This window comes from Winslowiella arboricola (assembly GCF_025527015.1).
Lineage (GTDB): Bacteria > Pseudomonadota > Gammaproteobacteria > Enterobacterales > Enterobacteriaceae > Erwinia > Erwinia arboricola.
This window is the reverse complement of sequence record NZ_JAODIM010000041.1, coordinates 20,771-43,810: the sequence shown is the minus strand read 5'-3', so window position 1 is coordinate 43,810 and position 23,040 is coordinate 20,771. Positions and strand designations below refer to the sequence as shown.

Sequence of the window (23,040 nt, the reverse complement as noted above, 5' to 3'; positions counted from 1 at the left end):
GAGAGAAGTATTTATTATGTTGACGAAAATTTTAACCAAAGTCTTTGGTAGCCGTAACGACCGTACGCTGCGTCGTATGCGTAAAGCGGTTGAACAGATTAATAAGATGGAGCCGGAGTTCGAAGCGCTCTCTGACGATCAACTGAAGGCGAAAACCGATGAATTCCGCGCGCGTCTGGCGAAAGGCGAAGAAGTAGAAAGCCTGATCCCGGAAGCGTTTGCCACGGTGCGTGAAGCCAGTAAGCGTGTGTTTGGCATGCGTCACTTCGACGTGCAGCTGCTGGGCGGTATGGTACTGAACGACCGTTGTATCGCCGAGATGCGTACCGGTGAAGGTAAAACTCTGACCGCAACCCTGCCTGCCTACCTGAACGCGTTAAGCGGCAAAGGTGTGCACGTGGTAACCGTCAACGACTATCTGGCACAGCGTGATGCCGAGAACAACCGTGCGCTGTTTGAGTTCCTTGGTCTGAGCATCGGTATTAACCTGCCAAATATGCCCGCCCCGGCCAAGCGCGCTGCGTATGCCGCCGATATTACCTACGGCACCAACAACGAATACGGTTTTGACTACCTGCGCGACAATATGGCGTTCAGCCCGGAAGAGCGTGTACAGCGTAAACTGCACTATGCGCTGGTGGATGAGGTTGACTCCATTCTGATTGATGAAGCGCGTACACCGCTGATTATCTCGGGTCCGGCTGAAGACAGCTCCGAGATGTATATCAAAGTGAATAAAATCATCCCGCACCTGATCCGTCAGGAGAAAGAAGATTCCGACACCTTCCAGGGTGAAGGTCACTTCTCAGTGGATGAAAAAGCGCGTCAGGTGCACCTGACCGAGCGCGGTCTGGTGAATATCGAAGAGCTGCTGGTCAGTCAGGGCATTATGGATGAGGGCGAATCACTCTACTCGCCAACCAACATTATGCTGATGCACCATGTGACTGCCGCACTGCGTGCGCACGTGCTGTTTGCCCGTGATGTCGATTACATCGTGAAAGATGGCGAAGTGATCATCGTTGATGAACACACCGGCCGTACCATGCAGGGGCGTCGCTGGTCTGATGGTCTGCATCAGGCAGTTGAAGCGAAAGAAGGCGTGGACATTCAGAACGAAAACCAGACACTGGCTTCGATCACCTTCCAGAACTACTTCCGTCTGTACGAGAAACTGGCCGGTATGACCGGTACTGCCGACACCGAAGCGTTTGAATTCAGCTCGATTTACAAGCTGGATACGATTGTGGTGCCGACTAACCGTCCGATGGTGCGTAAAGATCTGCCGGATCTGGTCTATATGACCGAGGCGGAAAAGATCGACGCGATTATCGAAGATATTCGTGAGCGTTCTGTTAACGGTCAGCCGATTCTGGTCGGTACCATCTCGATTGAAAAATCCGAAGTGGTTTCAGCTGCGCTGGATCGCGCCGGTGTTAAGCACAGCGTACTGAACGCCAAGTTCCACGCCCGCGAAGCGGATATTGTGGCGCAGGCAGGCCAGCCGGGTGCGGTAACTATCGCCACCAATATGGCCGGTCGTGGTACCGATATCGTGCTGGGCGGTAGCTGGCAGGCGGAGATCGCAGCGCTGGAAGATCCAACCGCTGAGCAGATTGACGCGATTAAAGCCGCGTGGACTCTGCGCCATGATGCGGTACTGGCATCAGGTGGTCTGCATATTATCGGTACCGAGCGTCACGAATCACGCCGTATCGATAACCAGCTGCGCGGCCGTTCCGGTCGTCAGGGTGACCAGGGTTCATCCCGCTTCTACCTGTCAATGGAAGATGCGCTGATGCGTATTTTCGCCTCAGACCGCGTCTCGAATATGATGCGTAAACTGGGTATGAAGCCGGGCGAAGCCATTGAGCACCCATGGGTGACTAAAGCGATTGCCAATGCGCAGCGCAAAGTAGAAAGCCGCAACTTTGATATTCGTAAGCAGCTGCTGGAATATGATGATGTTGCTAACGATCAGCGTCGTGCGATCTACTCGCAGCGTAACGAACTGCTGGACGTTTCTGACGTCAGCGAAACTATCCACAGCATCCGTGATGACGTGTTTAAAACCACCATCGACAGCTATATTCCGCCGCAGTCGCTGGAAGAGATGTGGGATGTGGCCGGTTTACAGGAGCGCCTGAAAAACGATTTCGACCTCGACATGCCGATCAGCGAGTGGCTGGACAAAGAGCCAGAGCTGCATGAAGAGACGCTGCGTGAGCGCATCATGGAGCAGGGCAAAGCGGTCTACCTGGCGAAGGAAGAAGTGGTTGGCACCGAAATGATGCGCAACTTCGAAAAAGGCGTGATGTTGCAAACGCTGGATTCCTTGTGGAAAGAGCACCTGGCGGCGATGGACTATCTGCGTCAGGGTATCCACTTACGTGGTTACGCGCAGAAAGATCCTAAGCAGGAGTACAAGCGCGAGTCGTTCGCTATGTTCGGCGCCATGCTGGAATCACTGAAATATGAAGTGATCAGCACCCTGTGCAAAGTTCAGGTGCGTATGCCGGAAGAAGTGGAGGCGATGGAAGAGCAGCGCCGTCTGGAAGCTGAGCGTCTGCAACAGCAGCAGCAGCTGAGCCACGTTGATGCCGATAGCGGAGCGGCAGCGTCAATGGCAAGTCAGACCGGTGAGCGCAAAGTGGGTCGTAACGATCCTTGCCCATGCGGTTCCGGTAAGAAATTTAAACAGTGCCATGGTCGGTTAGCCTGACATTTGTAACGGGAGGCGAGAACGCCTCCCCTACAATTTTTCAGTCAATCCTTCCCAGGGTGGCGTTCTCGCCGCCCTTTTTTATGGAGATAAATCATGAAACATCTGCAAGTTGCGGTAGGCATTATCCGTAATGCCAGCAAGGAAATTTTCCTCGCACAGCGTTCTGCCAGCTCGCATATGGCGAATATGTGGGAATTTCCTGGCGGTAAGATTGAAGCGGATGAGAGTGCGGCAGAGGCCTTAAAACGTGAGTTGCTGGAGGAGACCGGGATTGAGGTTACGGCGGCCGAGCCTTTTGAAATCGCGGATCATACCTACGATGATTTACGCGTTACGCTGCACTTTTTTATTGTTGAAGGCTGGAACGGCGAACCTTATGGCCGTGAAGGACAACCGATGCGCTGGGTGCCGCAGGCGCAATTAGTCGCGGCAGAGTTTCCACCCGCGAATATTCCGATTGTTAGCCGTCTGCTGGCGGAAATTAACCGCTGAATATCCGGGCGGCGAGAACGCCGTCATCGGTATCGTGCAAATTCGTGACACGGGCGGCGAGAACGCCGCCCCTACAGAAAAAACGGTGATCTTTTGTAGGGGCGGCGTTCTCGCCGCCCACTCTTAATGACGATCGATCTGCTCTTCGCTCCAGTCGTCGCTGTCGGACAGATCGCCGCTGCTGGGGATACGCTTCTCTTCTGCGGCCCATTCGCCGAGATCAATCAGCTGGCAGCGCTTGCTGCAAAATGGCCGCCACAGGCTCAGCTCATCCCAGATCACCTCTTTGCCACAGGTCGGGCAGTTCACACTTACTATTTCTTCTTTCATAACCACAAACCTTTAACAACAAGCCAGTTCAAAATCGAGTCGGGCAGGAACGTCACCGTTCTCACTGTCCAGCGGCAAAAAACGAATCGCATAGCGGCTCTTATGCCCCGACACTTGCGGATAAAGCGAATCTTCCAGCATCAGTTGCAAACGCAACAGATCGGAACCCTCCGCGTTATCCTGGAAAAAACCATTCAGGCTGGTCTGATTACGGAAAATGCCCGACTGACGGATCAGATCGAGGATCAATGTCAGCGCTTCGCGCACTGCTGCCAGCGACGCCAGCCACTGCGCCACCTGGTCATCACGTAGCTGCTGATCCTGGTGCAGCCAGATATGCAGAGTAGGCAGATCGAAGCTGCAACAGCCGCCGGGAATGCTGAGGCGCTGACGCACCAGACCGATCAGGCGATCCTCACGTAGCTGTTGCCCCATACGTGGCGCGGCCATCAGAACCGTTGAGCAGCGCTTAAGACGCTGGCTTAACGCATTAATCAGTTCCATATCGACGCCAGGGACTTCAGTCCAGGATCGCAACTTTAGCTGCTGACGCTCCAGTTCTTTCAGGATGTCGGTGCGCAGTTCGCCACGCTCAAAGACATCGAGTAATTCAGCGGCGTTGCGAAAAAATGTCAGCGCGCCAAGATGGTCGGTAATGCTTTTGCTGGCCTCTAACTGCTTGAGTAAAAACTCGATACGCAGCCAGGTACGCATTTTTTCATTCAGTGGATGCTCAAAAAGTATCGTTGTGCTCATGCTTTTTATCCTGTTCCGCTAGCGTCGCCAGCGCGCAATAGCGCTGATGTAACGCAGCCACAAGTGGTAATACCGCTGCGGGATCGCCACTGTTATCGATAACATCATCAGCTACGGCCAGGCGAGCTTCTCGCGTCGCCTGGGCAGCAAGAATATTGTTGGCTTGTTCACGACTGATATTGTCGCGCGCCATGGTGCGCGCCAGCTGAGTCGCCGGGTCAACATCGACCACCAGCACACGATCTGCCAGCTTATGCAGATTGTTCTCAACCAACAGCGGCACGACCCATAAGCACCATAAAGAGCGGCTTGCCGCCAGCTGACGGCGTGTCTGCTGGTGAATTAAGGGGTGAAGCAAGTTATTCAGCCACTGTTTATCCGCGGGCGAACTGAAAATCATCTGGCGCAGGCTGGCCCGGTTGAGCGATCCGTCAGCACTGATCACTGTATCACCGAACTTATCGGCAATAGCCTGCAGTGCCGGCTGACCCGGTTCGACCACCTGGCGGGCAATCACATCCGCATCCACCACATCAACACCGAGCGCGGCAAAGGCATTGGCGATGGTGCTTTTTCCGCTGCCGATGCCACCGGTCAGCGCGACGGTATAGCGCATAAGCCTGATCCCAGATTAACTTGCGAGAATAAACAGAATTTTGGCGGTTTTATCGCAACAACTGCACTCAATTCTGTGGCATAGATCACAAGTAAGATTTTCAGATAAATTTAAGCGATTGTAGCGTAAATAAAGCCACTTTCGCAGTCTTGTAGTCGCGATTTTAGTGCGTATGATAGCTTCACTGGAGCTGGGCAGCAGCACCCGATCGTCAGATCGTCGCCACTAACCAGGAAAACTGTCATGCGTATCGAAGAAGATTTAAAACTCGGTTTCAAAGATGTTCTTATCCGGCCTAAGCGTTCAACGCTGAAGAGCCGCTCCCAGGTTGAACTCGAACGTCAGTTCACTTTCAAACATTCCGGCATTGCCTGGTCAGGTGTTCCGATTATTGCCGCTAACATGGATACCGTTGGCTCTTTCCGCATGGCAGAAGCGCTGGCGTCGTTCGATATTCTTACCGCCGTCCATAAACACTACAGTGTTGAGCAGTGGCGCGCCTTTGTCGCCAGCGTACCGGAAAACGTGCTGCGTCATGTGATGGTCTCCAGCGGCACCTCTGAAGCTGACTTTATTAAAATGCAGCAGATTCTGGCGCTGTCACCGGCGCTGAACTTTATCTGTATTGATGTGGCTAACGGCTACTCAGAACATTTTGTTGAGTTCTTAAAGCGCGTGCGCGAAGCCTGCCCGGATAAAACCATTTGCGCAGGCAATGTGGTTACCGGCGAAATGGTTGAAGAGCTGATTTTGTCCGGCGCTGATATTGTTAAAGTGGGAATTGGCCCGGGTTCAGTCTGTACTACCAGGGTGAAAACCGGTGTCGGCTATCCACAGCTTTCCGCGGTCATTGAGTGTGCCGATGCCGCTCATGGCCTTGGCGGTCAGATTGTCAGTGACGGCGGCTGTGCCGTGCCGGGCGATGTAGCCAAAGCGTTTGGCGGCGGCGCTGACTTTGTGATGCTGGGCGGGATGCTGGCGGGCCACAACGAGTGTGAAGGCACCATTGTTGAAGAGAATGGCGAGCAGTTTATGCTGTTCTACGGTATGAGCTCCGAATCCGCGATGAAGCGTCATGTGGGCGGCGTAGCCGAATACCGTGCCGCAGAAGGGAAAACCGTGAAGCTGCCGTTGCGTGGCGCGGTGGAAGATACCGCGCGTGATATTCTCGGCGGTCTGCGTTCTGCCTGCACCTATGTTGGCGCCGAACGACTGAAAGAGCTGACCAAGCGCACCACCTTTATTCGTGTGGCCGAGCAGGAAAACCGCGTATTTAATCGTTAAACGCCGGGAGCCGATAACGTCTCCCCTGCAAAACCGGCACGGGCGACGTTGTCGCCGCCCGTGCCGTTAATTTGCACCAGCCGTTACCCCAACGCATCCCCCAGACCAAATATCGGCAGGTACATTGCTACCACCAGGATGCCGACAATCAATCCAATCACCACCATCATTAGCGGCTCCAGCGTGGCGGCCAGCGTATCCGCCAGCTCATGGGTGTGCTCTTCATGCCATTGCGCCAGTCGTGCCAGTAAGATATCAAGTGAACCGGCCTCTTCACCCACTTTAATCAGCTGATGGCAGAGCGGCGTAAAAAGTTGATGCTGCGCCAGTGCCTGATGCAGCGGTTTACCCGCGGCAATATGCTGCTGTAACTCACGGATGGCTTCGCACCACAAACAGTCACTCAGGGTTTTCTCTACCGCCTGCAAGCTTTGCAGCAGGGTCAGACCGGCCTGCTGGGTTAAGGTCAGGGTAGTGAAAATCTGGCTAAGCTGGCTGCCGCGATACAGGGATGAAATCAGCGGCAGGCGCAGCAACAGTTGTTGTTCTTTGCGCTGCCAGCCAGGGCGTTTTTTACGCTGGCTGCGCCATAGCAGCAGCGGTATAACGGTGATGACGGCCAGTGGGATAAAGCCCTGTTGCAGCGTTTCAGATAACGCCATCACCGCCGCAGTAAACGCCGGCAGCGGGGCGTCAAACGCCGCGTAAATCGAGACAAACTCCGGTAAGACCAATATCAGCATACCCAGAGTTACCGCGAGGGCGACCAGCAGAATAAATAGCGGGTAGCGCAACGCTTTCATCACTTTCTTTTGCAGCTGCAGCTGACGCGCCAGCTGAAAGCAGCACTCATCCAGCTGGCCGGTCACTTCGCCGATATGCATCAGCGCCGGAAATAACGGCGGAAAAATCTCCGGCCAGCGGCCCAGCACTGCCGAAAAGGGTTCGCCCTGTTCGATTTGCGCCTGAATTTCCAGTAACAGCGCCTGCCAGCCGGGATGAGGATGGCCTTCGGCCAGTAGCCTGATGCCCTGCGCCAGCGTCATCCCCGCTTTCAGCAAGGTTGCCAGCTGACGAATCAGCATAATCTTTTGCTGCCATTGCCATTCATATGGACGCCAGCTTTTACCGCGTTTAATCGACACTGGCGAGCAGCCGTCATCAATTAAGCGTTGCATCACTGCCAGCGAACTATTGCCAAGAAGGCTGCCGCTAACAAAGTCACCGCGGGCATCAATCGCCTGCCAGTGGAACAGCGTATGGTTAGCCATCACCGACACCTACAATGCGATTGATCTCCTCCAGTGAGGTATCACCACGGTAAACCGCATGCAGGCCTTCGGTAAACAGTGAGTTCATGCCTTGCTGCTGCGCCAGGCTGGCCAGTTCATCGGGAGTGGCATTGGCGGCAATCGCCTGTTGTAGCGGGTCGCTGATCGGCAGCAGCTCGAATAGCGCCAGGCGGCCGTAATAGCCGGAAAAGCAGTGATCACAACCTGTGGCGCGCCAGCTTTGCAGCGCGCCCGGCCACAGGGCGGGCGGGAAGTGGGTCAGCGCGGCGGCAGGCTGGCGGCAGCGCTGACATAAACGACGCACCAGACGCTGGGCGATCACCAGCTTGAGCGCTGATGCCAGCAGATAGCCGGGGATCCCCATCTGACCCAGACGGGTCAGGGTTTCGGTGGTTGAATTGGTATGCAGGGTCGATAACACCAGATGGCCGGTTTGCGCCGCTTTAATGGCAATTTCAGCGGTTTCACCGTCACGGATCTCCCCCAGCATAATCACATCCGGATCCTGGCGTAACAGCGCACGCAGTACGCGATGAAAATCGAGCCCGGATTTACTGTTGATTTGCGTTTGATTGATTCCCGGCAAAGGGATCTCGACCGGATCCTCGACGCTGCACAGATTTTTCCCCGGCTGGTTTAACGCGCTTAAGCCACTATAGAGGGTAAACGTTTTGCCGCTGCCGGTAGGGCCGGTGACCAGGATCAACCCCTGCGGACGCGCCAGCGCGGCGCGATAACATTGCAGCGCGGCGGCAGGCATGCCGAGTTTATCGAGGTCAATCGCCTGGGCTTCACTCTGCAGCAAACGAATCACCGCTTTTTCGCCAAAGCGCACTGGCAGGGTGGAAAGGCGAAAGGACTCGGCTTTACCATTAATCTGCTGACTAAATTGCCCGTCCTGCGGCATTCGCCGCTCCGCGATATCCAGGTTGCCGAGAATTTTCAGGCGCGCCAGCAGCGAGGCGCTGATATTGTCATAACTGCCTTGCAGCGGATGCAGTACACCATCAATGCGCAGACGAATGCGTAATCCATTAGCCTGCGGTTCAAAATGAATATCGGAGGCGCGCCGCTGGACAGCGATTTGCAGGGTCTGCTCCACCAGCTCAACCGTCGAAGCACCCTGCGCCTCGTCAGGGCGGCTTTCGCGCGCTACCGGGCTGGCTGAAGGCTGCTGACTATATTGCTCGATACGCGCCTGCGGCCAGCACTCGATCTCAACATGACACTGACTGGCGAAGCGTAATGCTTCAATCATCTGCGGCGCAGGGTTTTCACTCACGGCAAGCAGCAGGCGGTGAGCATTATGTTCCAGAATAATCGCCTGATAGCGCTGACAGAGCGCCTGAATAGTGCGCTGATTTGCCGTCTCCATTATAACGCTCCCACGGCAGCATCAAACCGGAACACATCGTTGCAGGCATCGACCAGGCCACTCTGGGTGCTGTTACAGCTGCGCTGCCAGCTAATACGACCATCAGCCGCGGCCCAGACCGGGGTTAATATTACGGTTAAGCCATCCAGGCTCTCCTGACCGACCAGCGTAATCACCCCGGCGGTAATTGCCACACTGCGCACATAGCGCGAGCCGCTGCCGGTTGGCACGCCATTGCTGCCAGCGTTACAGTTAGTGGTAGCGCCACGCTCAATGGTGCAGAGTTCCACCGCCGTTTTATACGGCACCATGGTCTGTAACATATCGGTGAGTGCGGCTTTCTGCAGGTAGTTTTGATACGCCGGTAAGCCAATCGCGCTGAGAATAGCGACGATGCCGACCACGATCATCAGTTCAATCAGAGTAAATCCGCGTTGCTTATGCTTGTTCATTACTGCTGCTCTCCTTGAGGTGTCTGACGGCACCTTATGCAGACGGCCAGCGGGAGACCAGTGGCAAAGCGGCAATCTGCGCGGGATCACGTAAAGGTTTTAGCGGCCAGGCAACAGCTGACAAACAGAATGGAAGCGGGGACACAGAACGGGCGGCGAAAACGCCGCCATTACGGGTATTGTAGGGGAGCCGTTATCGGCACCCGTGTTTCACTTAAAGCGCATCGACAGATCCAGCGCCCGCACATGCTTGGTGAGTGCGCCAACAGAGATATAGTCCACACCGGTTTCGGCAAAGGTACGCAGCGTTTCATTGGTCACATTGCCGGACACTTCCAGCAGCGCACGTCCTGCGGTTAAGGCCACGGCTTCGCGCATCTGGTCGACGCTGAAGTTATCCAGCATCACGATATCAGCACCCGCGGCCAGCGCCTGCTCCAGCTCATCAAGAGATTCCACTTCCACTTCAACCGGGACATCAGGATGCAGCCAGAAGGCTTTTTCCACCGCCTGTCGAATCGAACCGGTAGCGATAATATGGTTCTCTTTAATCAGAAAAGCATCGGACAGTCCCAGCCGGTGGTTGCTGCCGCCACCGCACAATACGGCGTACTTCAGCGCGGTACGCAGGCCAGGCAGGGTCTTGCGCGTGTCAAGCAACTGGGTGTTAGTCCCTTCGAGCAAGGCGACATAGCGGCTGACTTCAGTTGCCACGCCAGACAGAGTTTGCACAAAGTTCAGCGCGGTGCGTTCGGCGGTCAGAATCAGCTGCGCCGGGCCGCTAATTTCAAATAACAGCTGATCAGCGCTAATCGCATCGCCGTCGTTCACATGCCAGGTCAGTTGCGTGCGGTTGCCGAGCTGGATAAACACCTCTTCAACCCAGCGTTTACCGCAGAAAATACCTGGCTCGCGGGTAATCACTGTGGCATGAGAATGGGTATCGGCAGGCAGCAGGCTGGCGGTGATGTCGTTGCTGGCATCCACTTCGCCCCCTAAATCTTCCTGAAGCGCATGGGCAACCGCCGCAGGAATATCGTTCTCAATACGGCCCAGCAGTTCAGCACGGCGGCTGTCAGAGTCGTAGCGACGCGTCGTCATATTCAAGCTCCGAAGGTTCGGATAATAGAGTGCGGACACTCTAGCGCGTTTGCTAAAAGCTTGCCAGACAGTGGTTGACGTAACGCAGTGGGCGGGTAAAGGTATCGGTGTCAGCAATCACTAATCGAATAAGGAACAGCATGCAGGTGATATCGATTCGGGAAAAAGGGCAGCCGGTAAACGGCAAACAGTTGCTGCGGGATGTCTCCCTGCCTGCTCTGGTATTACACCAGTCGGCGTTACAACATAATCTGCACTGGATGCAGCAGTACGCCACGGCGCATGGCGCTGAGCTGGCGCCGCACGGTAAAACCACCATGACCCCGACGCTGTTCCGTCGTCAGATTGATGCGGGCGCCTGGGGGATTACCCTGGCGACTGCGACCCAGTGCGTTGTCGCGGCTCAGCACGGTATCCGGCGGATTCTGCTGGCGAATCAGCTGTTGGGCCGCCCTGATATGCAGCTGGTGGCCGATCTGCTGCGCGCGGGCGATATCGAATTTCACTGCCTGGTCGACAGCGCGGTTAATGTGCATCAGCTGGGAGCGTTTTTCCGGCAGCAGGGACTTACGCTGAATGTGATGCTGGAAGTGGGCGTGGTTAACGGGCGCTGCGGTTGCCGTACCGGGCAGCAGATTAATGAGGTGACTGAAGCGATTGCCCGGTATCACTCGCTGGCGCTCAGCGGCATTGAGGGCTATGAAGGGGTGATCGCCAGCAACAATGAACAGCATGACGTTGCCGCCTTTATCAGCATGCTGGTGAAAACCGCGCTGGCACTAAAAGCGGCCGGAAAGTTTGCCACTGAACGGCCAATTATTACCGCCTCTGGTTCAGCCTGGTATGACCTGGTTGCCGACGCTTTTGCCCGTGAGGATGCGCGCGAGGCTTTTATTACCCTGATGCGTCCCGGCTGTTATCTGGTTCACGATCACGGTATCTATAAGCAGGCACAGAATGCACTGCTGGTGCGCCATCCGCAAATGCACAGCGCTTTGCTGCCAGCAATGGAAGTGTTCGCTTATGTGCAGTCGGTGCCGGAGCCTGGGCGGGTAATTGCCGCGCTGGGTAAACGCGATATCGCCCATGACAGCATGCCGGTGCCGCTGCGGGTCTATCCGCAAGGTCAGCATAATGCACTGGCGCTTGATGAGCATTACCAGGTGATCCGCCTGATGGATCAGCATGCTTTTATTGACGTTCCCGATAATCATCAATTAACGCCAGGTGATATTATCGCCTTTGGCGCCTCGCATCCCTGTCTGACCTTTGATAAGTGGCGTCGTCTCTGCGTGGTGGATGAGCAGCTGGAAGTGATTGAGACGCTGGAAACCTTTTTCTGAACTCGCAGCAAAAAAAACCATGCTACTCTGGAGAAAAGGTGATGACAGGAGGAAAGGGGATGCAGTTGCAGGATGGCTGGATAGTGGGTGTGAAGCAGGTGCCATCGCCACATTTTAATTTACGCCCGGTGGATGAAGCGCCGTCATTGCTGGTGGTGCACAATATCAGCTTGCCGCCTGGCGAGTTTGGCGGCCCGTATATTGATGCGCTGTTTACCGGTACGCTGGATGCCAGCGCCCATCCCTTTTTTGCTGAAATCAGCCATCTGCGCGTCTCGGCCCACTGCCTGATTCGCCGCGACGGGGAAATTGTGCAATACGTTCCTTTTCATCTGCGCGCCTGGCATGCGGGCGTTTCTCTGTGGCAGGGCCGCGAAAACTGTAATGATTTTTCGATCGGCATTGAGCTGGAAGGTACGGATATTCTTCCCTATACCGATGCGCAGTATCTGGCGCTGAAGGATGTCACACAGCTGTTAATGCAGCACTATCCGCTGACCGTGGAGCGTATTACCGGCCACAGCGATATTGCGCCGGTGCGCAAAACCGATCCCGGACCGGCATTTGACTGGGATAAATTTCGCCACGCCTTAGGCCCGGCGAGGGACGCCACTCCGAAGGAGCGCAATGCATGACCTTGTTTAGCTTATTGCTGGTGTTAGGTTGGGAACGCCTGTTTAAATCGGGTGAGCACTGGCAACTGGATCACCGACTGGAACCGTTATTCCGCCGGCAACGGCGCTTTTCGCTGCTGCGTACTTTACTGATGACGCTGATCGCGATGGCGATGGTTATGGTGGTAATCGGGTCGCTAAAAGGACTGTTCTTTGGCGTGGTGCAGCTGATTTTCTGGATTCTGGTGGGCCTGCTCTGTATCGGCGCCGGTTCGGTGCGCCTGCATTATCATGCTTATCTGAAGGCGGCCAGCCATAACGACGCTAACGCGCGTGATGCGATGGCGGAAGAACTGACGCTGATCCACGGTATCCCGGTGGATTGTGACGAGCGCGAATACCTGCGTGAACTGCAGAATGCCTTGCTGTGGATTAACTACCGTTTTTATCTGGCGCCGATGTTCTGGTTTGTGGTGGGTGGCCCGTGGGGGCCGGTGCTGCTGGTGGGTTATGCCTTTTTACGCGGCTGGCAGAGCTGGCTGGCGCGACATCATACGCCACTGGAGCGTTCGCAATCCGGCATTGATGCGGTATTACACTGGCTGGACTGGATCCCGGTGCGTCTGGCCGGGGTGGCCTACGCTCTGCTGGGGCACGGTGAGCGCGCGCTGCCAGCCTGGTTTGCTTCGCTTGGCGATCGCCACAGTTCGCAATATCAGGTGCTGACGCAACTGGCGCAGTTCTCGCTGGCACGCGATCCCCATCTGGATAAAACTGAAACACCGCGCGTGGCGGTGTCTCTGGCGAAAAAAGTGTCGTTAGTGCTGGTGGTGGTGGTAGCGATACTGACGATTTACGGCACCCTGGTGTAACTACTCTTCGGCTGGCGGTACGCCAAAGTTGGGCATACCGTCAGCATCCCAGCTAAAGCTTTTGATGCGCGTGTGGCGGTTCGGATCCCATAACGGGTCGCCCTCGATTTCCGTGTAGTTACGCGCATGATAAACCAGCACATCCTCGCCATTTTCCGCCGTCGTAAAGCTGTTATGTCCCGGGCCATATTGCCGGTGCAGCCAGTGGGTGGTAAACACCGGACGCGCCGATTTAGACCAGTTGGCCGGGCGCAGCGGATCCGCCCCGGCATCAATCCACAACAATCCCATGCAGTAGTTTTCATCGGTCGCACTGGCGGAATAGCTGATAAACAACTTGTTGCCGTGACGGATCGCTGCCGGTCCTTCGTTAACGCTGAAACCGGCGCACTCCCACTGATATTGCGGACGGCTGAGCATTACTGGCGGGTTTTTTAACGTCCAGGGATTTTCCAGCTCGGCCAGATAGAGGTTGGAGTTGCCGGGGATTAGCGGATCTTTCTGCGCCCATAAATACCAGTTCTTGCCCTGATGCTGAAATACGGTGGCGTCCAGCGCAAAGCTGTCGATCGGCGTACGGATCTGCCCGCGTTGCTGCCAGTTGCCGCTGAGGGGATCGCTGTCAGTACACTCCAGCGCGAACATGCGGTGCTGAAACAGCCCGTCTTTAATCGCTCTGCTGGGGGCCGCGGCGAAATAGATCATCCAGCGTCCCTCGATATAGTGCAGCTCCGGCGCCCAGATCAGTTCACTCATCGGGCCGCTGTCCGGTTTACGCCACACGACCACGGCGCTGGCCTCACGTAGTCCGTTCAGCGTATCGGCGCGGCGGATCTCCAGACGGTCATATTCGGGTACTGAGGCGATAAAGTAGTAGTGATCTTTATGGCGCAGGATAAAGGGGTCAGCGCGCTGCTCAATAAATGGGTTAGGCCAGCTCTGGTTCTGCATTACGCCACTCCTTCAGGTTTGATATCAACAGGTTTGCCTTCACGATAGTCGCTCAGTTCGCGATAGTTTTCGCGTCGTTTAGCCAGATCGATCTGAATGGTCTGCATCAGCTGGCGGTCAACTTTTAGCAGACGAATAACGCCTGCGGTAATCAGATAGCCGATACCCGGGATCACGGTAAACAGCAGCATAATACCGTTAATCGCCGTGGCGCTTTGCTGTCTGGCGCCTGCGTCGTAGCCGTACCATGACAGCAGAAAACCGACCATCGCCCCGGCTACCGCCAGTCCCACCTTCAGGAAAAACAGGTTGCCGGAGAAGCTGATGCCGGTACTGCGCTTACCGGTTTTCCATTCGCCGTAATCATCGACATCGGCCATCAGCGACCAGTGCAGCGGCGATGGGATCTGATGGAAGATATTCAGCAGGAAGTACATCACCAGAATTAATACCGTGGCATGCGGATCGAGGAAGTAAAAACCGGTTGAGAAGATCGCCAGCACGATATTGGTCCAGAAAAACACTTTCAGTTTGCACCAGCGGTCGGTCAGCGGTTTCGCCAGCGTACTGCCAATCATCATGCCGACCACCCCAAGGCTGATAAACAGTGTGGCGAAGCTGGTCGACTGCTGCATCACCCAGGTCACGTAGTACATAGTGGCAGCCATGCGGATAAAACCAGGGCAGACGTTGCAGAAGGTCAGCAGCAGAATGCGCACCCACTGATCGTTTTTCCACACATCTTTCAGGTCAGCTTTCAGATCGTCATTACTCGGCACCGCCGGAGTGATGCGCTCACGCACCGTGGCAAAGCAGAACAGAAACATAAACAGCCCGATGGTCGCCAGAACGCCCATCGCCATCTGATAGCCGCGCGCCCGGTCTGCGCCGCCAAACCACTCTGCCAGCGGCAGCAGCGACAGGGACAGAATCAGCGTGGCGATGCCGACCATGACAAAACGGTAAGACTGACAGGAGACGCGTTCGCCAGGATCATTGGTAATCACCCCGCCGAGTGAACAGTAAGGAATATTAATCGCGGTATAGGCCAGTGACATCAGGAAGTAGGTGACAAAGGCATAGATCACCTTGCTCTGATAACTCCACTCGGGGGTGGTAAACATCAGTACGCTAAACAGCACATAAGGTACCGAAACCCATAACAGCCACGGACGAAAACGCCCCCAGCGGCTGCGCGTGCGGTCGGCAATCGCTCCCATAATCGGGTCGGTAACCGCATCCAGCACCCGCACCGACAGCAGCAGGATGCCGACCATCGCTGGCGCCAGGCCAAACACATCGGTGTAAAAGTAACTGAGGAACAACATGATGGCGCCGCCGATCATATTGCAACCCGCATCACCCATGCCGTAGCCAATTTTTTCTTTAACCGAAAGCGCTGTTGCCTTCATTGTCTGTTCTCCCGCCCCTGGATGGTCATCCTGTGTTGTGGGAAACATTATTGATGTTTATGTCTGCGCCTGCGCAGCAGGAAAGCGTCGCACAGATGGACAAAATAACTGAGCAGGGAAAAGTGTGAGGGAGATCATTAAAACGGGCGGCGATAACGCCGCCCTTACGACAGGCTTCATGTAGGAGCGGCGTTATCGCCGCCCGCCGACAATATTACGCCTTCTGCGCTTTGCTCTTAATCAAGTAGCCGATAGCAAGGATCAGCACCCATACCGGGATCAGCCATACCGAGATCGCCATACCTGGTGTCATCGCCATAATCACCAGAATACCGGCGAGGAACACCAGGCAGATCCAGTTACCGATCGGATAGAACAGCGCTTTAAAGCGCGTGGTCACACCCTGCTGATCTTTCTTACGACGGAATTTCAGGTGAGCAAGGCTAATCATTGCCCAGTTGATCACCAGCGCAGAAACCACCAGCGCCATCAGAATGCCGAACGCTTCACCAGGCATCAGATAGTTAACCAGCACGCAGATGGCGGTGGCCAGTGCGGAGACGCCAATCGCGATTACCGGCACACCACGCGCATCTACCTTCAGCAGCGCTTTCGGGCCGTTGCCCTGTTTCGCCAGGCCGTAGAGCATCCGGCTGTTGCTGTAAACGCAGCTGTTATACACCGACAATGCAGCGGTCAGAATCACCACGTTTAATGCATTCGCCACCAGGCTGTCGCCGAGATCGTGGAAAATCATCACAAACGGGCTGCCGCCTGCGACCACTTTGGTCCATGGATAGAGCGAAAGCAGCACGGCCAGCGAACCAATATAGAAAATCAGAATACGATACAGCACCTGATTGGTCGCTTTTGGAATGCTTTTTTCCGGATCATCTGCTTCGGCCGCGGTAATACCGATCAGTTCCAGGCCACCAAAGGAGAACATAATCACCGCCATCGCCATCACCAGCCCGGTGACGCCGTTCGGGAAGAAGCCGCCAATATCCCAGATATTGCTGACCTTCGCTTCCGGTCCGGCAGTGCCGCTGAACAGCAACCAGCCACCGAAAACGATCATCCCGACCACTGCCACCACTTTAATGATGGCGAACCAGAACTCCATTTCGCCATACACTTTGACGTTGGAGAGGTTAATGGCGTTGATCACTAAGAAGAACACGGCGGCAGAAACCCAGGTGGGGATCTCCGGCCACCAGTACTGGACATAAATCCCGACCGCGGACAGCTCAGCCATCGCCACCAGCACATACAGTACCCAGTAGTTCCAGCCGGAAGCAAAGCCGGCAAAGTCACCCCAGTATTTGTAAGCGAAGTGGCTAAAGGAACCGGCTACCGGCTCTTCCACCACCATCTCACCCAGCTGACGCATAATCATAAAGGCAATAAAGCCGCCAATAGCGTAACCCAGCAGTACGGATGGACCGGCCATTTTGATCGTTTGCGCGATCCCCAGAAACAAGCCGGTACCGACAGCGCCACCCAATGCAATAAGCTGGATATGGCGATTTTTTAATCCCCGCTTCAGCGCATCGCCTTGTTGTTGTTCCATATAAACCTCGTGATGTCGTTATTTTTATTGGCATTTTTTGCGCCGCTGCGTGAGCCGTTGTAAGCAAAATATGACAGATAACGTATTGATTATTTTACAGTAACAGCATCACAAAAACCGGCGTGATGCTTTCTCCGCGACAAGAATAGTGGTAAGCGCTGGCCTTTGCACATGCTTTCTCTTTTCGTGCGGCGAAGTGGCGAAAAATTAGTCACTTACATCTGCCGCGCAACTTCCCTCTTCTGGCATAGATTGGCCCGAAAGACGAATAGTTTTGCCTTATGGGTAAGCGCCAGAAACCCCACTAACCCCGTGTAAGGTTTCGTAAAAGTTAGCGTTATTAACAATTCTGTCGCCCGCGTTTGGTACGCTTTCCGGTGGCTAATCAGTATCTTTACAACGTGAGCCAGCCCCGGTTTCGGGCTTATGCCATATAGACACAAGGTGAATACTTTGTTACTTTACGGTCACCTTTTTGCAATTGGTATTACCAATTTACTCCGGACAAATGGCAGAAGAAGGGAAGATGGCCTACAGTAAGATTCGCCAACCAAAGCTATCCGATGCAATCGAGCAACAGCTCGAGTCTCTGATTATGGAAGGGACCCTGCGTCCGGGCGAGAAGCTGCTGCCAGAGCGCGAGCTCGCCAAACAGTTTGATGTTTCCCGCCCCTCTCTACGTGAAGCTATCCAGCGTCTGGAAGCAAAAGGCCTGCTGCTGCGCCGTCAGGGCGGTGGCACATTCGTACAACAAAGCCTGTGGCAAAGCCTGAGCGACCCGCTCGTAGAACTGCTTGCCGAACATCCTGAATCTCAGTTCGATCTGCTGGAAACCCGTCATGCACTGGAAGGCATTGCTGCCTACTACGCGGCGTTACGCGGCACAGACGAAGATTTGCATCGCATTCGCGAATGTCATCAGGTTATTCAGCTGGCACAGGATAGCGGCGATTTAGACGCCGAAGCCGATGCGGTTATGCAGTATCAGATTGCTGTCACCGAAGCGGCGCACAATGTGGTGCTGTTGCATCTGTTGCGCTGTATGGGACCAATGCTGGAGCAGAACGTACGGCAGAACTTTGAATTGCTCTACTCACGCCGGGAAATGTTGGCGAAAGTGAGCGGTCACCGCGCCAGCATCTTTGCGGCGATTGTGGCACGCGAGCCGGAACAGGCCCGTGAAGCGTCACACCGCCATCTGGCGTTTATCGAGGAAATATTGCTGGACAGAAGTCGGGAGCAGAGTCGTAGAGAGCGCTCCTTACGACGTTTACAGCAACGTAAGGAATAACGCGTCGAGAAAACGCGGCTATATACCCGACACCATTCGCGTTGCAGCTAAGTCAGCGGCAGCCTGAAGGATGAAAGGGATAAACGACGAGCCTGTCTCCTTGCGCTCCATCAGCAGGCAGAGTGCAACGAGACAGGCTCCAGACAATTCAACGTATTAGACACAGATAAGGAATACCCCCCATGTCAGAACGTTTACACAATGACGTGGATCCGATTGAAACTCGCGACTGGCTACAGGCGATCGAATCGGTCATCCGTGAAGAAGGTGTTGAGCGCGCGCAGTATCTGATTGATCAGGTATTAAGCGAAGCACGTAAAGGTGGCGTTAAAGTGGCTGCGGGTACCGGTGCAAGCCAGTACATCAACTCCATTGCCACCGAAGACGAGCCGGAATACCCGGGCAACGCCTCTCTGGAGCGTCGTATCCGTTCCGCGATCCGCTGGAACGCAATCATGACGGTTCTGCGTGCATCGAAGAAAGATCTGGATCTGGGCGGTCATATGTCCTCCTTCCAGTCTTCCGCCACCATCTATGAAGTGTGTTTTAACCACTTCTTCCGTGCGCGTAACGACAAAGATGGCGGCGATCTGGTTTACTTCCAGGGTCATATCTCCCCAGGCGTTTACGCCCGTGCCTTCCTTGAAGGCCGTCTGACTGAAGATCAGATGAACAACTTCCGTCAGGAAGTGGATGGTAAGGGTCTCTCTTCTTACCCGCATCCAAAACTGATGCCTGATTTCTGGCAGTTCCCGACCGTATCGATGGGTCTTGGCCCGTTAGGCGCGATCTACCAGGCGAAATTCCTCAAGTATCTTGAGCACCGTGGTCTGAAAGAGACCGCCGCGCAGACCGTTTACGCCTTCCTCGGCGACGGCGAAATGGATGAGCCAGAATCAAAAGGCGCGATCACTATCGCGACCCGTGAGAAGCTCGACAACCTGTGCTTTATCATCAACTGTAACCTGCAACGTCTGGACGGCCCGGTCACCGGTAACGGCAAGATTATCAACGAACTGGAAGGCATTTTTGCCGGCGCCGGTTGGGAAGTGATCAAAGTTATCTGGGGCGGTCGTTGGGATGAACTGCTGCGTAAAGATACCAGCGGTAAACTGATCCAGCTGATGAACGAAACCGTTGACGGCGACTATCAGACCTTTAAATCACGTAACGGCGCGTATGTGCGTGAACACTTCTTCGGCAAATATCCGGAAACCGCTGAGCTGGTTAAAGATATGAGCGACGACGAGATTTGGGCGCTGAACCGTGGCGGCCACGATCCGAAGAAAGTCTATGCGGCGCTGAAAAAAGCGCAGGACACCAAAGGCAAACCGGTGGTGATTCTGGCGCATACCATTAAAGGTTATGGTATGGGCGACTCCGCAGAAGGTAAAAACATTGCTCACCAGGTGAAGAAAGTGAACATGGATGGCGTGCGCTATATCCGTGATCGTTTCAACGTACCGGTTGAAGATGCAGAGCTCGAAAAACTGCCATACGTGACCTTTGCCGAAGGTTCAGAAGAGCACACCTATCTGCACGCCCAGCGTCAGAAACTGGGTGGCTATCTGCCAACCCGCCAGGCGAAGTTTAGCGAGAAGCTGGAAATGCCCGCGCTGTCTGATTTCCAGTCACTGCTGGAAGAGCAGAACAAAGAGATCTCCACCACTATCGCCTTTGTGCGTGTGCTGAACGTGATGCTGAAGAATCAGTCGATCAAAGATCGTCTGGTGCCAATCATCGCCGATGAAGCGCGTACTTTCGGTATGGAAGGTCTGTTCCGTCAGATCGGTATTTACAGCCCGAACGGCCAGCAATACACCCCGCAGGACCGTGAGCAGGTTGCTTACTACAAAGAAGACGAAAAAGGTCAGATCCTGCAGGAAGGTATTAACGAACTGGGCGCAGGCGCATCCTGGCTGGCGGCGGCAACCTCTTACAGCACCAACAATCTGCCGATGATTCCGTTCTACATCTACTATTCGATGTTCGGTTTCCAGCGTATCGGTGATCTGTGCTGGGCGGCCGGCGATCAGCAGGCGCGCGGCTTCCTGGTTGGCGGCACGTCCGGTCGTACCACCCTGAACGGTGAAGGTCTGCAGCACGAAGATGGCCACAGCCATATTCAGTCACTGACTATCCCTAACTGTATCTCTTACGATCCGGCTTACGCCTATGAAGTGGCGGTCATTATGCATGACGGTCTGGTGCGTATGTACGGTGAAGCACAAGAAAACGTCTACTACTACATCACCACGCTGAACGAAAACTACCATATGCCTGCGATGCCGCAGGGTGCGGAAGAGGGTATCCGTAAGGGTATCTACAAGCTGGAAACGGTAGAAGGCAGCAAAGGTAAAGTTCAGCTGCTGGGTTCAGGCTCTATCCTGCGTCACGTTCGTGAAGCAGCGCAGATTCTGGCGAAAGATTACGGCGTCGGTTCTGACGTTTACAGCGTGACTTCATTTACCGAGCTGGCGCGTGATGGTCAGGATTGTGAGCGCTGGAACATGCTGCACCCGGCTGAAGAAGCGCGCGTACCGTACATTGCTCAGGTGATGAGCGAAGCACCGGCCGTAGCGTCAACCGACTATATGAAACTGTTCGCTGAGCAGGTTCGCAGCTATGTACCGTCAAGCGATTACCGCGTGCTGGGCACCGACGGCTTTGGCCGTTCTGACAGCCGCGAAAATCTGCGTCACCACTTCGAAGTGGATGCGTCTTACGTTGTTGTTGCAGCACTGGGCGAACTGGCCAAACGCGGCGAAATCGAGAAGAAAGTCGTGGTGGATGCCATTGCGAAATTCAATATCGATGCTGATAAAGTCAACCCGCGTCTGGCATAAGAGGTAAAGTTTAATGGCTATCGAAATCAAGGTACCGGATATCGGTGCAGACGAAGTTGAAGTCACCGAGATTATGGTGAAAGTTGGCGATAAAGTTGAAGTTGAACAGTCGCTGATCACCGTGGAAGGTGACAAGGCCTCGATGGAAGTCCCTTCGCCAGAAGCTGGCGTAGTGAAAGAGATCAGAGTGGCCACCGGTGACAAAGTGGAAACCGGTAAACTGATTATGATTTTCGAATCCGCCGACGGTGCAGCAGAAGCTGCGCCTGCTCCGGCAGAAGAGAAAAAAGAAGCAGCGGCGCCAGCTGCTGCGGCCGCACCGGCAGCCAGCGAAAGCAAAGAAGTTGCCGTGCCGGATATCGGTTCTGACGAAGTTGAAGTCACCGAAATCCTGGTAAAAGTGGGTGACAGCGTTGAAGCTGAGCAGTCACTGATCACCGTGGAAGGCGACAAAGCGTCCATGGAAGTGCCTGCGCCATTCGCCGGTACGATCAAAGAGATCAAAATCGCTACTGGCGATAAAGTCAGCACCGGCTCGCTGATTATGGTGTTCGAGACCGCCGGTTCCGGCGCTGCGGCTCCGGCTGCGGCAGAAGCGCCAGCGGCTGAGAAAAAAGCAGAAGCGGCTCCGGCGCCAGCGAAGAAAGAAGACGCTAAACCCGCCGCTGCTGCTGAAGCGAAAAGCGATTTTGCGGAGAACGACGCTTACGTGCACGCCACGCCGGTTATCCGTCGTCTGGCGCGTGAGTTCGGTGTTAACCTGGCGAAAGTCAAAGGCACTGGCCGTAAGAGCCGTATCCTGAAAGAAGACGTTCAGTCTTACGTGAAAGATGCCGTGAAACGCGCCGAGTCTGCACCTGCTGCAGCGGGTGGCGGTATCCCGGGCATGCTGCCGTGGCCGAAAGTTGATTTCAGCAAATTCGGTGAAATCGAAGAAGTCGAACTGGGCCGCATCCAGAAAATTTCTGGCGCCAACCTGAGCCGTAACTGGATCGTTATCCCGCACGTTACCCAACACGACGAAGCGGATATTACCGAAGTGGAAAACTTCCGTAAGCAGCAGAATGACGAAGCGGCGAAGAAGAAACTGGATCTGAAGATCACCCCACTGGTGTTCCTGATGAAAGCGGCTGCCAAAGCGCTGGAAGAGTTCCCACGTTTCAACAGCTCACTGTCGGAAGATGGCCAGAAACTGACGTTGAAGAAATATATCAATATCGGTGTGGCGGTTGATACGCCAAATGGTCTGGTGGTTCCGGTGTTCCGTGACGTCAACAAGAAAGGTATTGTTGAGCTGTCGCAGGAACTGGCGGTGATCTCGAAGAAAGCGCGTGACGGCAAGCTGACGTCTTCTGATATGCAGGGCGGTTGCTTCACCATTTCCAGCCTTGGCGGCATTGGCGGTACGGCATTTACCCCAATCGTCAACGCGCCGGAAGTGGCGATCCTCGGTGTGTCTAAATCATCGATGAAACCTGTCTGGAACGGTAAAGAGTTCGTACCGCGCCTGATGCTGCCTCTGTCACTCTCCTTCGACCATCGGGTTATCGATGGCGCGGCGGGTGCGCGTTTTGCCGCTTACATCGGCACCATCATGGCAGATATTCGCCGTCTGGTGATGTAAGTTAAGAGGCCGGCATTTTGCCGGCCTTATTACAGGCTCCTGGATTGAGAAGTTAACATCTAAGGAAACCAAGCGGTTTGCAGTCTGTTAACAA

The 23,040-nt window shown here is 54.8% G+C and carries 19 protein-coding genes; 9 read left to right on the top strand and 10 right to left on the bottom strand.

The window, feature by feature from the left end:
* The first annotated feature begins 16 nt into the window (after positions 1 to 16).
* On the top strand, positions 17 to 2,722 hold the full coding sequence (secA, locus tag N5923_RS12010; RefSeq protein WP_267142056.1) for a preprotein translocase subunit SecA: 2,706 nt from the start codon (positions 17 to 19) through the stop codon (positions 2,720 to 2,722).
* 96 nt (positions 2,723 to 2,818) lie between these two features.
* Positions 2,819 to 3,217 (top strand): 8-oxo-dGTP diphosphatase MutT, encoded by a 399-nt coding sequence (gene mutT, locus N5923_RS12005; protein WP_267142055.1) that lies wholly within the window; start codon positions 2,819 to 2,821, stop codon positions 3,215 to 3,217.
* A gap of 123 nt (positions 3,218 to 3,340) precedes the next feature.
* Here mutT and yacG read toward each other — a convergent pair whose 3' ends face one another.
* Genes yacG through coaE form a run of 3 tightly spaced genes read right to left on the bottom strand, consistent with a single transcriptional unit; the run spans position 3,341 to position 4,919 of the window.
* Positions 3,341 to 3,547 carry a DNA gyrase inhibitor YacG gene (yacG, locus tag N5923_RS12000; RefSeq protein WP_017800456.1) on the bottom strand — a complete coding sequence of 69 codons (207 nt, stop codon included), beginning with the start codon at positions 3,545 to 3,547 and terminating at the stop codon, positions 3,341 to 3,343.
* A 12-nt stretch (positions 3,548 to 3,559) separates the two neighbouring features.
* Complete coding sequence (zapD, locus tag N5923_RS11995) at positions 3,560 to 4,303, bottom strand: cell division protein ZapD (RefSeq protein WP_267140912.1); 744 nt, start codon at positions 4,301 to 4,303, stop codon at positions 3,560 to 3,562.
* Positions 4,281 to 4,919 carry a dephospho-CoA kinase gene (gene coaE, locus N5923_RS11990; protein ID WP_267140911.1) on the bottom strand — a complete coding sequence of 213 codons (639 nt, stop codon included), beginning with the start codon at positions 4,917 to 4,919 and terminating at the stop codon, positions 4,281 to 4,283. The genes zapD and coaE overlap by 23 nt, the downstream gene beginning before the upstream one ends.
* A 243-nt stretch (positions 4,920 to 5,162) precedes the next feature.
* Here coaE and N5923_RS11985 point away from each other — a divergent pair, with 243 nt between their 5' ends.
* Complete coding sequence (locus N5923_RS11985) at positions 5,163 to 6,203, top strand: GMP reductase (protein ID WP_267140910.1); 1,041 nt, start codon at positions 5,163 to 5,165, stop codon at positions 6,201 to 6,203.
* Between the two features lie 83 nt (positions 6,204 to 6,286).
* Here N5923_RS11985 and hofC read toward each other — a convergent pair whose 3' ends face one another.
* The 4 genes from hofC to nadC form a co-directional block, all read right to left on the bottom strand.
* A complete protein-coding gene (gene hofC, locus N5923_RS11980; protein WP_267140909.1) occupies positions 6,287 to 7,474 on the bottom strand; it encodes a protein transport protein HofC in 1,188 nt (395 codons plus the stop codon).
* A complete protein-coding gene (gspE, locus tag N5923_RS11975) occupies positions 7,467 to 8,870 on the bottom strand; it encodes a type II secretion system protein GspE (RefSeq protein ID WP_267140908.1) in 1,404 nt (467 codons plus the stop codon). The genes hofC and gspE overlap by 8 nt, the downstream gene beginning before the upstream one ends.
* Positions 8,870 to 9,322: a prepilin peptidase-dependent pilin gene (gene ppdD / locus N5923_RS11970; RefSeq protein ID WP_267140907.1), complete on the bottom strand. Its 453-nt coding sequence runs from the start codon at positions 9,320 to 9,322 to the stop codon at positions 8,870 to 8,872. Before ppdD ends, gspE begins: the two co-directional genes overlap by 1 nt.
* A gap of 210 nt (positions 9,323 to 9,532) precedes the next feature.
* Positions 9,533 to 10,423: a carboxylating nicotinate-nucleotide diphosphorylase gene (nadC, locus tag N5923_RS11965; RefSeq protein ID WP_267140906.1), complete on the bottom strand. Its 891-nt coding sequence runs from the start codon at positions 10,421 to 10,423 to the stop codon at positions 9,533 to 9,535.
* Positions 10,424 to 10,563: 140 nt separating this feature from the next.
* Between nadC and N5923_RS11960 the strand changes: the two genes are divergently transcribed.
* The 3 genes from N5923_RS11960 to ampE are packed head-to-tail and all read left to right on the top strand — an operon-like array spanning position 10,564 to position 13,252.
* Entirely contained in the window at positions 10,564 to 11,766 is a 1,203-nt protein-coding gene (locus N5923_RS11960; protein ID WP_267140905.1) for an amino acid deaminase, read from the top strand.
* Positions 11,767 to 11,825: 59 nt separating this feature from the next.
* Positions 11,826 to 12,401 carry a 1,6-anhydro-N-acetylmuramyl-L-alanine amidase AmpD gene (gene ampD / locus N5923_RS11955; RefSeq protein ID WP_267140913.1) on the top strand — a complete coding sequence of 192 codons (576 nt, stop codon included), beginning with the start codon at positions 11,826 to 11,828 and terminating at the stop codon, positions 12,399 to 12,401.
* The gene (gene ampE / locus N5923_RS11950) at positions 12,398 to 13,252 is read left to right on the top strand and encodes a beta-lactamase regulator AmpE (RefSeq protein ID WP_267140904.1); all 855 of its coding nucleotides are present in this window, start codon (positions 12,398 to 12,400) and stop codon (positions 13,250 to 13,252) included. Before ampD ends, ampE begins: the two co-directional genes overlap by 4 nt.
* Here the strand turns inward: ampE and N5923_RS11945 are convergent, their stop codons facing one another.
* From N5923_RS11945 to aroP, 3 genes are all read right to left on the bottom strand, one after another.
* Complete coding sequence (locus N5923_RS11945; protein ID WP_267140903.1) at positions 13,253 to 14,203, bottom strand: glycoside hydrolase family 43 protein; 951 nt, start codon at positions 14,201 to 14,203, stop codon at positions 13,253 to 13,255.
* The gene (locus N5923_RS11940) at positions 14,203 to 15,615 is read right to left on the bottom strand and encodes a glycoside-pentoside-hexuronide (GPH):cation symporter (protein WP_267140902.1); all 1,413 of its coding nucleotides are present in this window, start codon (positions 15,613 to 15,615) and stop codon (positions 14,203 to 14,205) included. Before N5923_RS11940 ends, N5923_RS11945 begins: the two co-directional genes overlap by 1 nt.
* A 214-nt stretch (positions 15,616 to 15,829) precedes the next feature.
* On the bottom strand, positions 15,830 to 17,185 hold the full coding sequence (aroP, locus tag N5923_RS11935; protein ID WP_267140901.1) for an aromatic amino acid transporter AroP: 1,356 nt from the start codon (positions 17,183 to 17,185) through the stop codon (positions 15,830 to 15,832).
* 526 nt (positions 17,186 to 17,711) lie between these two features.
* On the opposite strand from aroP, the gene pdhR reads away from it, so the two are divergent.
* The 3 genes from pdhR to aceF all read left to right on the top strand — a co-directional run bounded on the left by pdhR (position 17,712) and on the right by aceF (position 22,946).
* On the top strand, positions 17,712 to 18,476 hold the full coding sequence (gene pdhR / locus N5923_RS11930) for a pyruvate dehydrogenase complex transcriptional repressor PdhR (protein WP_267140900.1): 765 nt from the start codon (positions 17,712 to 17,714) through the stop codon (positions 18,474 to 18,476).
* Positions 18,477 to 18,658: 182 nt separating this feature from the next.
* Entirely contained in the window at positions 18,659 to 21,322 is a 2,664-nt protein-coding gene (gene aceE, locus N5923_RS11925) for a pyruvate dehydrogenase (acetyl-transferring), homodimeric type (RefSeq protein ID WP_267140899.1), read from the top strand.
* A gap of 13 nt (positions 21,323 to 21,335) precedes the next feature.
* Positions 21,336 to 22,946, top strand: coding sequence for a dihydrolipoyllysine-residue acetyltransferase (gene aceF, locus N5923_RS11920; protein ID WP_267140898.1), 1,611 nt, complete (start codon positions 21,336 to 21,338; stop codon positions 22,944 to 22,946).
* The last annotated feature ends 94 nt before the right edge of the window (positions 22,947 to 23,040 follow it).